The organism is uncultured Bacteroides sp. (assembly GCF_910585845.1).
In the GTDB taxonomy this organism is placed as follows: domain Bacteria; phylum Bacteroidota; class Bacteroidia; order Bacteroidales; family Bacteroidaceae; genus Bacteroides.
Window position 1 is genome coordinate 70741 of record NZ_CAJUHF010000010.1, and the last position, 16971, is coordinate 87711.

Annotated in this window: 9 protein-coding genes; 2 read left to right on the forward strand and 7 right to left on the reverse strand. The window is 51.5% G+C overall.

The features are described from left to right. Positions 1-75: 75 nt before the first annotated feature. Positions 76-5862 (reverse strand): alpha-2-macroglobulin family protein, encoded by a 5787-nt coding sequence (locus QZ323_RS04830; RefSeq protein ID WP_294633267.1) that lies wholly within the window; start codon positions 5860-5862, stop codon positions 76-78. Between the two features lie 1174 nt (positions 5863-7036). Between QZ323_RS04830 and dnaG the strand changes: the two genes are divergently transcribed. Further along, a complete protein-coding gene (gene dnaG, locus QZ323_RS04835; protein ID WP_294633268.1) occupies positions 7037-9148 on the forward strand; it encodes a DNA primase in 2112 nt (703 codons plus the stop codon). A gap of 178 nt (positions 9149-9326) precedes the next feature. After that, complete coding sequence (gene hepB / locus QZ323_RS04840) at positions 9327-11648, forward strand: heparin/heparin-sulfate lyase HepB (protein ID WP_294633269.1); 2322 nt, start codon at positions 9327-9329, stop codon at positions 11646-11648. A 150-nt stretch (positions 11649-11798) separates the two neighbouring features. Here the strand turns inward: hepB and folE are convergent, their stop codons facing one another. The 6 genes from folE to QZ323_RS04870 all read right to left on the reverse strand — a co-directional run bounded on the left by folE (position 11799) and on the right by QZ323_RS04870 (position 16703). Next, positions 11799-12386 carry a GTP cyclohydrolase I FolE gene (gene folE / locus QZ323_RS04845; protein WP_294633270.1) on the reverse strand — a complete coding sequence of 196 codons (588 nt, stop codon included), beginning with the start codon at positions 12384-12386 and terminating at the stop codon, positions 11799-11801. Between the two features lie 8 nt (positions 12387-12394). Next, positions 12395-12850: an SPOR domain-containing protein gene (locus QZ323_RS04850; protein ID WP_294633271.1), complete on the reverse strand. Its 456-nt coding sequence runs from the start codon at positions 12848-12850 to the stop codon at positions 12395-12397. Between the two features lie 111 nt (positions 12851-12961). Then, positions 12962-13717 (reverse strand): triose-phosphate isomerase, encoded by a 756-nt coding sequence (gene tpiA / locus QZ323_RS04855; protein ID WP_294633272.1) that lies wholly within the window; start codon positions 13715-13717, stop codon positions 12962-12964. Between the two features lie 53 nt (positions 13718-13770). Continuing rightward, positions 13771-15171, reverse strand: a complete 1401-nt coding sequence (locus tag QZ323_RS04860; protein WP_294633282.1) for a BT_3928 family protein — start codon at positions 15169-15171, stop codon at positions 13771-13773. Further along, entirely contained in the window at positions 15161-15703 is a 543-nt protein-coding gene (locus QZ323_RS04865) for a DUF1599 domain-containing protein (RefSeq protein WP_294633273.1), read from the reverse strand. The genes QZ323_RS04860 and QZ323_RS04865 overlap by 11 nt, the downstream gene beginning before the upstream one ends. Before the next feature lie 130 nt (positions 15704-15833). Beyond that, the gene (locus tag QZ323_RS04870; RefSeq protein ID WP_294633274.1) at positions 15834-16703 is read right to left on the reverse strand and encodes a M23 family metallopeptidase; all 870 of its coding nucleotides are present in this window, start codon (positions 16701-16703) and stop codon (positions 15834-15836) included. Between the last annotated feature and the right edge of the window lie 268 nt (positions 16704-16971).

Sequence of the window (16971 nt, forward strand, 5' to 3'; positions counted from 1 at the left end):
GCAAAAGTAATTCTTTTAGGCGAGAGTTCCTAAAAGGCTATTCAAAAAAGTCTACTCCACACATTCGTAAGAAGTCTACTCCACATCTACCTTCACCGACGCCGAATGCGCCGCATATTCCGGAGCGTATGCACACTGTATGGTTGCCAGACCGGTTTCGTAGTGACCGCTACGGGCCACCCGATAACTATACTCCAACACGTAGACGCCCTTGCCCAGACCGTCGAAGAAGAAATTGGTGGAAGCGTCCTTGACCTCTACATAGTAGCCAGCCCCGTTCGCCCAGCGATAACCGGAGAGGACACCCATCGGTTCGAAGCAAGCGCCACGCTGGTCTTTCAGCTGGACAAAGTCCATCGCACGGTCGAGGCGTATCGTCAGGCGGGAGACTACCTTATCGCCCACCTTCAGGCGGGTAGAAGCCGTGACTGGTTGCAACTCCGTCTTTCCGCCGGACACGGTACGTTCAACGTAAAGTTTCTTTTCGACAGCCAGTTCGCCGCCCTGCCGATTGACGTCGGAGATCGGGGACAGGTATTGTGCATAGACGGCACCCCAGGCAATGCCCGCATCCCGCTTCTCTACCGTAACGGACTTGGCGCGCACTTCCGGACTACCTTGTGCGAAGCTCTCTTTGATATATCCCAAGCCGGGGACAGTGGATTGGGCAGGAGCATAGGTTTCCATGACCTTGCCGCCAAGCGTAATGCGCACGTCACCACGCGATGCCAACAGGTCGCTGCCCTGACAAAGCAGTGCATAAATGGCGTCGGCCGTTGCTACCGGCGAATCCCAACTGGTTGTCTGCTTCTGTTTCAGCAGCCAGAGTTTCATCTCTTCCACCAGCGTATCGTTACCGCCTGCCTTGTGCAGTGCTTCCATCACGTCCACATGCACGGAGATCGGCTGGCTTCCCCAGAGGAAGGGTGTTTCGTTGAAGGCGAAGTAGGCGCCGCGTTCATCCGTCTGCACCAGGTGTTCCTTGATGGAGGCGATGAACTGATTTACTTCGGAAGCGCGGCCGGTCTTTTGCAGGACGACGGCAGACTGCGCTTTGATGCCCATCGACTTGGAGTTCAAGTTACTGCCTACCATAGAAAGGAAGTAGCGGTAAGCGGCTTCGTTGGCGGCAGGCACTTTTTCGTTGGCTATGGCAAGCAGATAGAGGTAATGCAGGGCAGGATAAGAGAGACCGGTTATCTTTGCCCCGTTCTTCTCCGCCTTACGGATGTTCTTGTATTCCTCCAATGCCTGCTGATGCAGATAACTGAAAGCTTTCTGCTGCATACCAAGTGCCTCAGCGGTATTCTTGTTTCCGGTGAGCAGGGGCAGGCGGACAAGGAGTTCGGTGATATATCCCGTCATGACACGGCTTCCGGGCATGCCTTTATACCAGCTCCAGGCACCATCCGCTCCTTGCAGTTCCTTCAACTTCGTCAGGGCGGTGATGCTTCCGTTCGACAGGTTGTTCAGGTCGAACAGAATAGCGATACGTGCCTGCTGTTCCGCTTCCGTAGTGGCTTCCAGCAGCCACGGGCTTTCTTCGAGAAGGATGTTCTTCACATCCTGATTTTTCTGCAACTGGCTGAGGAAGGTCTCTTTCCGTCCGTCTTGCATGCGCCAGCTGTCGAAGACGGCTTTGATGCGCGGCTGGCTGTTGGCGATGTGAGCGGCGAGGGTATTGGCATAGTAAGCGGCGGCCCAGGCAGTGGCATTGTCAGTATGGGGCTGGCTCAACACAGGCAGTGCCTGAACGGCATACCAGGCGGGATTGCCGGTGAACTCTACGGTCAGACGGCGGTTGGTGGCCGTGCGGCTATTGCGGTTGAAGAGGCTGTCCAGACGGAAAGTGCGGGTCTCTTCACCGCGTATCGGCATGGCAAGGGTTTCGGTGATATACTCCTTGTCGCTCAATACGGGCAGCAAGTGTTGCTCGCCGTCGCTGAATGTGCCGCCATCGGCAATCATGCGGACACCTAAGAGGGTATACTTGTCCGTTGCAGTAAAACGGAAGGCGACCGGAACGCTCTTTCCGGCTTCCACGGCGAAGGGTTGTTTCTGCGTAGAGACCACCTTCTCCGTCGTCGGGTCGAAGAGGATAAACTTGGCGGTTCCTTTCAATGGGTTACCCGTCAGGTTGGTGATCGTTGCGGCAATGCTCGTCTTGTCGCCCACCCGTACGAAACGCGGCATGTTGGGAGAGAGCATGAACTCCTTCGACGTGACGGCCGAAGCGTCCAGCATGCCGGTAAGCATGCCTTTCGTGTGGGCATAGCCACGGAAGTTCCAGCGCGTCAGGCTTTGCGGCAGGGTGAAGGAGAAGGAGATCTCGCCTTGCTCGTTGGTGCGCAGCTGCGGATAGAAGAAGGCGGTTTCGGAGAAATCGGTTCGCAACTCTACGGCGTTTCCGCCGTCTGCATCACCAGCCTCGGCATATTCCATTTGCTCCGTGGCCAATACCGCATCTTCTGCATATACCCTCTCTTTGGCATTCGCCATAGCCCTGCTCTGTACGCCTGCAACGCTTCCCGCAAGAGCAGCTTGCTTCATCGTTCCATATCCAGTCACCACTGCTTCCGACACAGACGTTGGGGAATAGAAATAGTCATACGCCAGCATCGGTACTTTCAAAGATTTCAACGGGAAAATGCAGGAATTGTACCAACGGCCTATATAGCTATCCCTCCAACTGTTTCCAGAGAAGAAGGCAGGATAATTAACTAAAAGTTTCTTAGGATTAGGATATATCTTGTCCAGCGAAGCGTCATACATCGTAGCCAGCATTTCCGCCATAGCGGGAGTGCCTTGCGGTGTCTTTATCGTCAGACGCCACTCCTCGTCCTGTCCGGGACGCAACTTGTCGCGGAAGACTTCCCACTTCATTGCCAGCTCCTTGTCCGGCAAACGTTTCTTCAGCTTCACTTCCTTGGAATACATCCTGCCGTCTTTGACGAAGGTGAACAGGTATTCAATCCCCATGCCGTACGCTTCCTGATAAGGGATGTCGAAACGGACAATGGTATCGGACAGCTGGAGCATCCTGCTTTCCAGACGTTGTTTGCCGCTGAAGATATCCAGCATCACATAAGCGTCTTTAAACGAAGTTCCAAAGCTGAATTGTGCCGGATGCGCGGTGTCGAATTCATCGTTGCGGATATTACACAAGAGGTCGGTATGCTTCACCGGCCGGGTGTCATAGTAGGAGAGAAGCGTAAAATCCGTCTCATAATCCACCTTCCTACCTTGGTCGTCTTTAGCAAAGAGTTGCAACACATATTCGCCGGAGGGCAACTTTTCCCATTCGGGATATGACGTAGAGACGTTCGATTCAAAAGTTCCACTGATACGAAGCAGGGAATCTTTACCTACCACCTGCATCAGCCGATACTCCCCCTTCAAGGCTACCGGTTCTCCATTAAGGTTCTTTGCGCGAAAAGTCAGGCGAATGCTGTCACCCTTACAGATTTCGTCTTCTTCGTCGATGGAAAGTACCACCGAACGGCTGCCTGCCGCCAAAGTGGTGGTTCCCACCTGGGTCTCGCCGGCGTAGTTCGTGACAGAGGCTTCTATCCGATAGGTATAATACACTTCATCATCGTCAGCAGTATCGGCATCGTCGGCATCGTCTTTGTCCTTATCTCTTTCCAGACGGACGGGGATGGTGAAACTGCCATCCTCGCCGATGAGCGCCTTGCCGGAGGCAAGCGGTGTGCCGCCATCTTCATATCCCCACCACCAGGAATAGACATCCCGTGTCACCGTATAGTTCAGTTCAAGCCCTTGCAAGGGCACGCCGCTGAAGGAGCTTGCCTTGCCTTTCACCTGCACACTGTCGCCCACCTGATAGGATGCTTTCTGCGCATCGAACACGATATCGAAAGTGGGACGTTTATATTCTTCCACCTGTATGCTTGTCCATCCTTTGCCTTTGGCAGCGGTAGCCTCAATGGCGTATCTTCCGTTCAGGCAAGCAGCGGGCAGCATAAATTCGGTTGCAAACGAACCAAACTCGTTCGTACGCAACTCTTTCCGCGAGATTTCCCTGCCGTTCACATCAAGCAGCGCTACTTCGGCTGCGACATTCGGTACGACATCGGCAGTATCGCTTTTGGAGGCATAGATGATACCTTTCACGTGGACTGCTTGTCCGGGACGATAGACTGAACGGTCGGTCAACAGCACCAGCTGGCTGTGTGCCTCGTTCTTAGGTTCTCCCCACCCTCTATAGCTGCCGATGTACAGATGTTGGGGCGGCATAGCCGTATCATTGCCTTTCCTGACGGTCAGCAGGAAGTCGTTTTTCTTCCATTTACTGATTATCTTACCCTGCGCATCGGTCGTCTTCCGTTCTATTTCCTTATTGCTTTTTCTATTCTCGGTGGAATAAAAGAAAACTTGTGCATCGGCTACCGGATGACCAGTCTTTCTGTCCAACACCACAAACTCTTTCTCCTCCTCGGGCAGGGCGATCGACATGACTTTGAAACGTGTCAGGCTGATGAAACAGTCCGTGCTTCGGCCTCTCCTGTCGTCCGGAACGAGTTGCAGGATGTAATTTCCCGGTTCGTCGGGCAAGGCTATATGATGATGGCTGAAGGCTACCTTGTAGTCCGCGGGGCGGGTCAATGAAAAGTGCGCCGTACGAACCTTGCGGGCGTATTGTTTATAGAAAGCGGCATTGATGTTCGGCATATCTACAGGCGATTCCGCCAAGGTGGTACGGAACAGATTGAGGGTAAATCCATCCAGATTTTTATGCTGTACCTGAAACGAGAGTGAATCGCCGGGATAGGCAATCTTGTTCACCTCCAGCATCAGTTGGGGTTGCAAGATGCTTTCGCGCAAATTGCGTAATGTTCCTATACGCTTGTAACCGGAATAGCGTCCGATGGCTTCGTCGCAAACTTTCAGGGCTTCCGATTTACGCCCCGTGTTGTTGTAATGGTTTGCCTTGGCAAGGTAAACCTCTGCACAGACATCGCGTCCGGCATACTCGCTGATAATGCTGTCCAAACGGCACCGGTACCAGTCTGTGGCATTCTCGCTGCCGACTTTCCGGACGCGGGGAACGGGATATTCCTTCTCGGACTGATAGCACCACTTTGCGTAATCGAGCATGGTCAGCAGAGCTGCATCTTCACGGTCGGGCAGCTGACGATAGGAGTTTGTCATCTGTTCGTAGATGGAGGATATCTTGTTGTTTACCAGTGTGTCGGCATCAAAATCGGACACGCTTTGCAAGGCTTCGATGCATCGTGAGGCAAGCAGATGATACATATCATGGTGATAATATTTGCTGCCATCCTCCAAAAGGACAAAAGGCACATAGCTGCTTGAGGAGGTTTTCAGCAGTTGGGGCACCTCTTTCAGGGCGTTGTCGGCATGCTGCACGACGCGCCGCACGAACATGTTGCCGCTCCACTCGCGGATATCTTCCGGCCAGGTGCCTTCTTCCGTACTGAGCTTGGCGCGCTCGCGCAGTGCTCTCCGGTTCCTGCCGGCATAGTCGGCATAGCTGCTTGCCAGCAACGAGTGGAGCACGGCACGCCCGACGATATCCTGCTCCGATGCCGCCCATTGTTCCAACCCTTGCAGGTTGACGTAGAAGCTGTCGGGCGTCAGCGTATTCCGGCTCATTCTCCGATACGCATCGGCTTTCAGCATCTGGGAGATGTTTTTCTCTGCCTTTCCCTTCCGGTATATCTCGTCCGTCAGCCTGATTGCGGTTTGAGGCAGGCTTTGTCGCTCTGCCTGCTCTACTTGCTTCCACAACTTGTCGAACGACTGCGCACGCAACGCGGGAATTCCTCCCCATAGTGCTGCCAGCAGCACCAAACTGCAAATTCTTTGAATCCTTTTCATGAATATTCTTCTGTTAGTCTTTGTACTAACAACAAAGAAAAGGAATAATGTTTAAACAAACATGGTTTTTATGATAAAAAACCTTTCAATAGGGATAAAAAAGGGGATATCCGGCTTTCAGGACATCCCCAATCTACAATAATTTGTCTTGAATTATTCATATTCAAGCCTGAGCCATATCTCTCTGATGATCAACACAGCCTGACAGGCCTGCATTCGCTACCGTACCTAATCGCATTCGATACGATACCTAATCGCATTCAGAATACGTACTTACTTCTTCAGGGTATAACCCATCATCAGCATTTCATTTCTGCCTACTTCGGCAAGGATGCTTTTCCATGTTTTCAAAATACTCTTTTTCATGACCTTAAAATTAATCTGATACCTTAAAATATAAACTATAACCAAGGGGTCAATACATTGTTGAGTAACCCCATACATGCTTATCGGCTTCGCCGAAACGTTTCCAGATGCTCTTTAACATTTTCATTTTGTTATCCTCCTTAAAAATTAGTGTTATCCTATTCATTTTATGTTTTACAACACAAAAGTAGAGCCTTTGTTTGAGACGACAAGCAAAAAATGGCGGAAAAACATGTTTTATAACATATTTCTTGACCTAAATCAAGAAATGAGGGGAGGCTATCGTACGGGAGGGCGGGCATCGGGCCGTGGAGTTTCGGATTATGAAGGTTCGTGTGGACATGCAAAGCCAACAATGCAACTATAACGGAGGGGGAAAATAGCCGTTTACCTTCCGTAACACTGTCGCTCCAGTGTGTTAAAACTACGGCGCCAGTTTAACGCCACTCCTTAGGAACGGAGGCACAACGGAGGCAGAGTGGAAAAAAAACGGGAAAAAGAGGGGGGAAAGAGTGGAAAAAAAAGAGAAAAGCTTTAAACTTATTTAACCGTTTTCCGTGAACCGCTTTTTCGGACGGGGAGGATGTGCGTGTCCTCGGTCTGCTTTCATCCTGTCTTCGGTCTGCCTTCATTCCATCCTCCTCCCGCCCATTCCGCCCCACCGCCCCATCCGCCGAAACCATCGGAACGAAAAAGCCGTCTGCCATACACCCTATTCTCTTTTTTCGTACCTTTACCGCCGAAAAAAGAAAAGCAAGATTTTGATAAAAGAAAATCAAGACTTCAATAAAAGAAAATCAAGACTTCGATGATAGACCAACCCACCATAGACCGGATTCTGGATGCCGCCCAGATTGTAGATGTCGTTTCAGACTTCGTCACGCTACGCAAGCGGGGGGTGAACTACGTAGGCCTGTGCCCGTTCCACGATGACAAGACCCCCTCCTTCTACGTATCGCCCTCCAAGGGGCTCTGCAAGTGCTTCGCATGCGGAAAGGGAGGAAACGCGGTGCACTTCATCATGGAGCACGAGCAGATGAGCTACCCCGAAGCCCTCAAATATCTGGCCCGGAAATACGGCATCGAAGTCAAGGAACGCGAACTCTCCAGCGAAGAGAAGCAGATGCAAAGCGAACGCGAAAGCCTCTTCATCGTCAACAACTTCGCCCGCGACTATTTCCAGAACATCCTGAAGAACCACGTGGACGGACGGAGCATAGGCATGGCCTACTTCCGCAACCGCGGCTTCCGCGACGACATCATCGAGAAGTTCCAACTGGGCTACTGCACCGACAGCCACGACGCCTTCGCACGCGAGGCCCTGGCCAAGGGATACAAGAAGGATTACCTCATCAAGACCGGACTCTGCTACGAGACCGAAGACCACCGACTGCGCGACCGCTTCTGGGGACGGGTCATCTTCCCCGTACACACCCTCTCGGGCAAGGTGGTAGCCTTCGGCGGACGCGTCCTCAGCAGTGCCACGAAGGGGGTGAAGGTGAAGTACGTCAACTCGCCCGAATCGGAAATCTATCATAAGAGCAACGAGCTATACGGCATCTACTTCGCCAAACAGGCCATCGTGAAGCAGGACCGCTGCTTCCTGGTCGAAGGCTACACGGACGTCATCTCCATGCACCAATCGGGCGTGGAGAATGTCGTGGCATCCTCGGGCACGGCACTGACCTCCGGACAGATACGCATGATCCATCGCTTCACGAACAATATGACCGTGCTCTACGACGGCGACGCAGCCGGCATCAAAGCCTCCATCCGAGGCATCGACATGTTGCTCGAAGAGGGGATGAACATCAAGGTCTGCCTGCTGCCCGACGGGGAGGATCCCGACTCCTTTGCCCACAAGCACAACAGCACGGAGTTTCAGGAGTTCATCCAGAAGCATGAAACGGACTTCATCCGCTTCAAGACCAATCTGCTGCTGGAAGACGCCGGAAAAGACCCCATCAAACGCGCCGAACTGATAGGAAACCTCGTGCAAAGCATCTCCGTCATCCCCGAAGCCATCGTGCGCGATGTCTACATCAAGGAGTGTGCCCAGTTGCTGCACGTAGAAGACAAGCTGCTCGTTTCCGAAGTCGCCAAGCGGCGCGAGATGCAGGCCGAGAAGCAAGCCGAGCGCATCGAAAGGGAACGGCGCGCCGCCAATGCGGCAAGAGCCAACGCGGAGGCAGGCATCACGGGCGGCACCGCGGCAGGACAAACCGCAACCGGACAAGCCCCGGCAGGGCAAACCGCCGGAAGCACCCCGCTGCCCTCCGACACGACTCCCGCCCAAGAAGCAGCCCCCTTCCCGCTGAACAACGACTACGTCTCCTTCATCCCCCAGGAGAAGAAAGAGGGTCAGGAGTTCTACAAGTACGAGCGGCTCATCCTGCAAATGATTATACGCTACGGCGAAAGGGTCATGTGCAAACTCACCAACGACGACGGGGAGGAGATTCCCATCACCGTCACGGAGTACGTGGTCAGCGACCTGCAGGAGGATGAGCTTGCCTTCCACAATCCCCTCCACCGGCAAATCCTGTCGGAAGCCGCCGAGCGCATACACAACGAAGGGTTCATTGCCGAACGATACTTCCTCGCCCACCCCGACGCCAACATCAGCCGCCTCAGCGTAGAACTGATCAGCAACCGCTACCAGCTCAGCAAATACCACTCGAAGGGGCAGAAAATCGTCACGGACGAGGAGCGCCTCTACGAACTGGTGCCTATCCTGATGATCAATTTCAAGTACGCCATTGTCTGCGAAGAGCTGAAGCACATGATGTTCGCCCTGCAAGACCCTGCCATCGCCAACGACGAAGCCCGATGCAACGACATCATGAAGCGCTACAGCGAAATGCGGAAGATACAGAGCATCATGGCGAAACGGCTGGGCGACCGCGTCGTACTGCCCTGAGGCCCCGTCTGTACGGTAGTGTGGCCCTGAGCCCCGTTTGGACATTTGTTGCATCATTCTGCACAGAAGTGCTCCCCCATGCTACAGCAATCCGACAGGAAAAGACCAAATAGAGGGGCTATACCGTGATTTCGCATTACCTTTGCCGCATCAATCATAACGAAAACCAATACATATCATGAAAAGAAAATCTATCCTATCCGTAATGACTTTCCTCTTCATGTTCTCTGCCTCCCTCGGAGCGCAAGAGAGGAATGAAGTCACATGGGAAGAGGTGGACAACGTCACCGTTCCCATCCCCCCGCAGGTACACCCCCGGCTGTACTTGCGCGCTTCCGACCTGCCGGAACTGAAACAGCGGATGAACCGTCCGGAAATCAAGCAGACCCTGGAGGCCATGAAGAAGTTAGGGAAAGACCGCACGCCCGAAGAAGAGGCGAAAGCCCCCGCCAAAGACGGCTTCCGCTATTATGCCGAGATGCGTGGCGTTACCACCCGCGCACAGTTGCAGGCGCTCAACTACCTCGTCTACAAAGACAAGCGGCAGGCAAGACAAGCCATCACCGCCATGCTCGACACCCTGCAGCGCACCCACTACGGCACGAAAGGCGACCTCTCGCGTGCCAGCGGCTCCATGCTGATGTGCGGCGCCATGGTCTACGACTGGTGCTACGACCAGATGAAGGAGAAAGAGAAGAAGGCTTATATCGAATCGTTCGTGCGCATAGCCAAGACGATGGAGTGCGGCTATCCGCCCCACAACCGCGAACCGATTGCCGGACACTCTTCGGAATGGATGATCATGCGCGACATGCTCTCTGCCGGCATCGCCATCTATGATGAGTATCCCGACATGTACAACCACGTCATCTCGATGTTCTACAGGGATTACATCCCCGTGCGCAACTTCGTCTATGCCGGCCACAACTATCATCAGGGCACCAGCTACGCCAACGTGCGCTTCAGCAATGACCTCATAGCCACATGGATACTCTCACGCATGGGCGTGGAGCAGGTCTTCGACCCTGCACAGCAGTTTGTCCTCTACGACTTCCTCTACCGCAGACGTCCCGACGGACAGGTCATGCCCGCCGGCGACACCAACCCCATCCGCCGGAGCAGCCCTTCATACGGACTACCCGCCATGCTGGCATACAGCTACTACAAAGACGGCTATCTGGCATACGAGTACGAACGGCGTCCCAAGGTAGACAATCATTGCCTCATCTTCGACATCCTGTGGAGAGACCTCGACATCCGGCCGGAATCGCCCGAGAGCCTGCCCTTGACGCGATATTCAGGTACCCCCTTCGGATGGATGATAGCCCGCACTGGCTGGGGAGAAAACAGCGTAATCGCGGAGATGAAGATCAATGAGAACTTCGTCGGCAACCACCAGCACTTGGACGGAGGTTCCTTCCAACTCTACTATAAAGGTCCCTTGGCCATCGACGCCGGTGCCTACCAGGGCAGCGCAGGTGGATACAACAGCCCGCACAACAAGAATTTCTTCAAGCGTACCATCGCCCACAACTCCCTACTGGTCTACGACCCCGACGAGAAGTTTGCCTGCTGGAATTATGGCGGCGGCGACAAGACCGAGTTCGCCACCAACGACGGCGGACAGCGCATGCCGGGTGACCGTTGGGAGACCTGCCGCTCTTTCAAGGATTTGCTGAGCAAGGCCTACACCACGGGCAAAGTCTTGGCCCACGGCATGGGAAAGGATGCCCAAGCACCGGACTACTCCTACCTGAAAGGTGACATCACGCAGGCATACACCGCCAAAGTGAAAGAGGCGAAACGCTCTTTTGTCTTCCTGAACTTCAAGTCCGACAAGATACCTGCCGCCCTTATCGTATTCGACAAGGTGGTCTCTTCCAACCCCGATTTCAAGAAGTTCTGGCTGCTGCACAGCGTGGAGGAACCCGTCATCGAAGGCAACCGCTTCATCGTGAAGCGCACAAAGAACGGAGACTCCGGCATGTTGCAAGACCAGGTGCTACTGCCCGAAGCCGGCGATGCCCGCATCGAGAAAGTAGGCGGACCGGGAAAAGAGTTCTGGGTGTTCGGTACCAACTATCCGAACGACGCGCTGCCCAATCGTCCCGACGACGCCAACGAACGCGGTGCATGGCGCGTAGAGGTTTCTCCGGCAACGCCCGCTGCCGAAAACTATTTCTTGAATGTCATGCAAGTGGCCGACAACGACTGCCCGAAGATGCACGAGGCACAGCGCATCGATGCCGACAAGGTAGTAGGCGTGCAGATTGCCGACCGCATCGTCACTTTCAGCAAGAACAGTGAGCCGCTCTCCGGAAAGTTCACTCTGGAGCTGAAAGGCAATCAGAACATGCAGTTTGTCCTCACCGACCTTGCACCCGGCATCTGGCAGGTGAAGAAAAACGGCAAAGTATATCTGCCTGCCATCGAAGTCCGCTCGGACGACGGTATCCTCTATTTCGAAGGGACAGGCGGACAATATGAGTTCTTCAGATAATATTTGTATTCCACGGGAAAGATTAAAATCGTCCCGTGGAATGAAAAAATCCATCCCGTGGGACGAAAATTTTCAGCTCACGGGATGATTTTTTTTGTCTCACGGGACGAAATCATCCGTCTCGCGGGACAAATATGATAGGGAAATAATTTACGAATTATGGCGAATCAGGTTCATGAACTCCTCACGCGTCTTTGCCTGATTGAATGCTCCGGTAAAATCGGATGTAGTGGTAATCGAATTCTGCTTTTCCACTCCGCGCATCTGCATGCACATGTGCTTGGCCTCTACCACCACCATCACGCCCAAAGGATTGAGCGTTTCTTGTATGCACTCCTTGATTTGCAACGTCATTCGCTCCTGCACCTGCAAACGATGGGAGAAGATATCGACCACACGGGCTATCTTGCTCAGCCCCGTAATGTAGCCGTTGGGAATATAAGCCACGTGCACTTTCCCATAGAACGGAAGCATGTGGTGCTCGCAGAGTGAAAAGAAATCAATGTCTTTCACGATCACCATCTGGCTGTATTCTTCTTTAAACTTGGCAGAGCTTAGCACTTCATGCGGATCCATGAAGTATCCTTTTGTCAAGGTCAGCATCGCCTTTGCCACCCTCTCAGGCGTCTTCAGCAAGCCTTCGCGCCCGGCATCTTCGCCCAGCAGGGTGATAATACGTTGATAATGTTCTTTCAGTTCGTCCAGTGCGGGAGATACGATTTCTTCTTTTCCTAACATGATAAGATTTATAAGTGGATGTTTATCTGCTCTTTCACTATAGATACTTCCTTGAATACGCCGGTAGCACGCAGCTGACGCATCATGGCATCGGCCTCTTCGATGCTGCGGAAGTCTCCTACGCGGCACAACCAACGGGGAGAGTGGAAAGAGGTATAAACAGAAAGTTCCGGGAAATGTTCCTTAATGCGTGAGCCCACGGCATGGGCTTCGTTCTTGGCTCTACTGGTGTTATTTCCGGCGTACACCTGCACGCGGTAACCCTGACTTTTAAGCACCTTGTTGTTCGTTCCCGTAGGAATATACTCTTCACCTATCAATGCCTCGATGCGGGCGTCCTGATGGATCGTCACCTTGCCCTGTCCCGGCACACTGCGTTCCAGGCTCTTCACGATACTATTCTGAGCCGAGGCAAAAGTGGCAAAAGCCAAACATGCCATTAAAAGTAAACCAAGTTTCTTCATTTAGATAGTTATTTTTTATACGGTTGACACTCTTAGTGCGGAAAGCCGGCAAAGGAAGCATGTCCCATCCTCCCTTTGCCAACTCTGTTTCCTGGTTCTTGTCGCCTTTATTTAGTTAAAAGCGTCAATGATACCCTTGAAGTCAGCAGCCTTCAGAGCAGCACCACCAATCAGACCGCCGTCTACATCAGGATTTGCAAACAATTCCTTAGCGTTAGAAGGCTTGCAGCTGCCGCCATAAAGGATAGATGTATTTTCAGCCACTTCATTACCGTACTTCTCTACAATCAGTGAACGGATGAATGCGTGGATTTCCTGAGCCTGAGCAGGAGTAGCCGTCTTGCCCGTACCGATAGCCCAAACCGGTTCGTATGCCAGAATGATCTTAGAGAAGTCTTCGGCAGACAGAGAGAATACAGATGCCAACTGAGCGGCAACCACTTCGTTCTGCTTGTTTGCCTCACGCTCTTCCAATACTTCGCCGATACAGAAGATCGGAGTCAGACCGTTAGCCAAAGCCAATTTCACTTTCTCTTCGAGGATAGCTACTGTCTCGCCATAGTATGCACGACGCTCTGAGTGACCCAGAATCACGTATTTGGCTCCCGTAGAAGCTACCATAGCAGCCGATACTTCACCGGTGTAAGCTCCGGATTCTTTGTCGGCACAGTTTTCAGCACCTACACCGATCTTAGCAGGGTCTACCAACGGAGTAACCGATGCCAAGTGGATAAACGGAGTACAGATAATTACATCACAGTTAGGCTTCTCTGCAGCCAATACTTCATTCAGTTCTTTTGCAAGAGCAATACCCTCTTGAAGGGTTTTGTTCATTTTCCAGTTTCCTGCAACAATGTTTTTTCTCATCTTGTTTTATTTATTAAAAGGGTTAATAGTTCTTTTATTCTCTTATTCTCATGTTACGCCTGGGGCGTTTCCTGCAGTTCGTTCTCCGGCTTTTCAGTCGTCTCGTCCGTTGTCTCGCCCTGTATCTCTTCACCTGCCGATTCACTTGCCTCATCACTTGCCGATTCATCCTCCGGCTTTTTCTCCTCCCGGCGCTTGACGACCAAGACATCCACACCGACCACCAGCAACAGGGGAACGATAAACCACAAGAGTACATAACCGATCGTATGCCAATCGCTCTCTTGCTTCAGCTGCCCGATCTCCAGTTTCTCCAGCCGGTCCGTCAGCACATATTCATCCGGCAACCGGTTGTCTCCCCACTTGTTCAGAATGGTGCCTTCCTTGATCAGCATCAGCCCGGGATTGGAACGGATCATCGTCTTCAACGCAATGTCATCTACCCCGCAGAACTGATATTCTGCTCCGGTCTTATCCCGCCATAGCTCTATCTGCTCCTCCGATGAAGCGGTCAGGGCATAGAATCCATAGCCATGTTCCACACTATAGTCGTATATCTCATTGATAAGGTCTATATTGCTATCGTCCGCCGCCTCTATATGGTGGGCAACCAGCAGGAAGGTATATCCCTTATCAGAAAGAATACTGTCAGTCAGGTCTTCTCCGGTTTCCAGGCTCGTTATGGAGAGGTCGTGGATGATCGGTTCATAGCCTTTCTCCTTCACCACCGTACGGGCTTCGACAAATGTCCACGTACTGTCCGGATAGTTATCCAGCGTAAACTCTTGCCGCTTTCCGTCTTTTTCCAGGATGAACCTGCCTTCAAGCACATCCGGTTTCTCCCCTTCCGGTATCTCCATGTTCTTTTTGATATTCTGCCCTATCCTGTAAGGACGGAAATCCAGAATCGGCAGATTGCTGAGGCAATAGAAGGAAAGGGTAAAGACAAACAGGAACGTGTACATCGATACCATCCATGCCACTTTCGCCGTGATAAAACGTCCGATCAGCTTTCCGCCCCTGAAGGCAGACATCGCCGCTACGAACAGTACCACATTCTTGCCGAACGTCTCCCAGTTGGTCAGCACCCATGCATCGCCAAAACATCCGCAGTCCGAAACCGGATCCGCCAATGCAAGATACAGTGTCAACGGCGTCATCACAATCATCAGCAGCAACGACATCGTAGTGGCAAACTTCCGCTTTATGCCGAAAAACAAAAAGACGCCTACCGAAAATTCCAATGCAGACAGAACAATGGCAAACAACAGTTGCAGATAGTCAGGAAACCATGATGCCATTCCGAATGCAGTCAGGTAATCCTGAATCTTATAGAAAGAACCCAACGGGTCAACCGCCTTCACAAAACCGGAAAAGATGAATACCGCTGCCAGCAAGAAACGGCACGCATTCACCCACACTTCCCTAATGATATGTTTCTGCTCAGTCTCCAAACTCAATCTTAATCAGTCCAAAGACGGAATAGTTAATCATATCCATATAGTTGGCATCTACCCCTTCGGAGACCAGTGTCTGTCCCGACAGACTTTCGATCTGCTTGGTGCGGTAGATTTTCATCAGTATCAAGTCGGTGTACGAACTGATACGCATGCTACGCCATGCTTCATCGTAATCATGATTCTTGGCAAGCATCAGCTCCAATGAGATCTTGGCATATTTATCATACAATGCCATCGCTTCCTCGTTCGTGATATCTGCCGCTCCGGCATATCCCAGTTCCAACTGTATCAGTCCGATGATGCCATAATTGACTATCGCGATGAACTCGGAACGTATTCCTTCGTCCACCAGCGTTACGCCTTTGGTCTCAATGCTCCTGATTCGATTTGCCTTAATGAATATCTGATCTGTCACGGAAACCGGACGGAGAATGCGCCATGCCGGACCGTAATCATGCAGTTTCTTCGAGAATAAGTCACGACAGATGGCTATAACTTGTTCAAATTGTAATTTGGTATCTTTCATTTCCTTACACATAGGCTGCGACCCATTTTCACTATTCGGGGCAAAGGTAGGAATAATTAGAGAAAAAAAGAAAAAGAGGGTGCTCTAATTTATATTAAAGCACCCTCTTCCTTATAAAGTTATCTATCGCTTACGAACAACGCAAAACTTGTCCCGGACGCAAAATAGTTTTCCGGGTAATGCGGTTCAGCTTGCACAACGTATCAATGGAAACACCTTGGCGCGCTGCAATCTTCGACAACGTATCGCCACTCTTCACTTTGTAGAACAATCCCTCGCCGGAAGCCAAGCTACGCGCTGTCGTACCTTTAGCCTTGCCCTTATTGAAGACATAATGGTCGGCAACGATATCTTGCTTCTCAAAGTCGAACATCAATGCCGGATTAAGAGGGATTCCCAAGAAACGGGTTTCAAAATGCAAGTGCGAACCGGTAGAACGTCCGGTGTTACCTCCCAAACCAATGGGTTCTCCCGCTTTGACTAACTGGTTGATGTCAACGATCTGTTTGGACAAATGGCCGTAGACCGTTTCCAAACCATTGTCGTGACGAATAACGATATACTTGCCATATCCCCGACGACCTTGGTTTTTGACTACACGCACCTTGCCGTCGAAGGCTGCACAAATGGTGTCACCTACGTACACCTTAATGTCCAAACCATTGTGCACCCTGCGTCTTCTGGGGCGATATCCGAATATATCCGTGATTTTCGTATGCGTTGTAGGCATACAGAAACCAGTCAGATCAATCTGGTAACTCTCCGGCACGATGGCATCACCGTAGGCTTGCACATATTCGTTGTTCCAGTTCGGATACAGGTCTAAACCAGGATAGGCAGATTGTTCCGCACGTATCTGTTTCTGTAAAGCCAGAGAATCAACACTTTTCAGTTTTCTGTCGATAGGAGCTTGGCGCGCAATCAAGTCTTGAGAAAAAGAATTCAGACTTACCATTGCCGACGCAGCTATTAAGATTGTTCTAATGCAATTGAAATTCATTCCGTTTCACCGTTCATTTTTTGATATCCGTTAGCAAGCACTTTCCATCACCAACATTTCATTTGTACGTCACCGAATACCAGATTTATTTTTAAAATTTCCCAAAGGTAGCATTTCTTCTCCAAACGAAAAGTCTATCATTAACTATTTTTTCGAATAGCAGATCAAAACAGGGCATTTTCTTTGTCTATAACTATCTAATAATATGCAATATAAGAGCCTGTTTAAATTTTCCTCAATAATAATCTTATAGTGGCTAATTTGACCA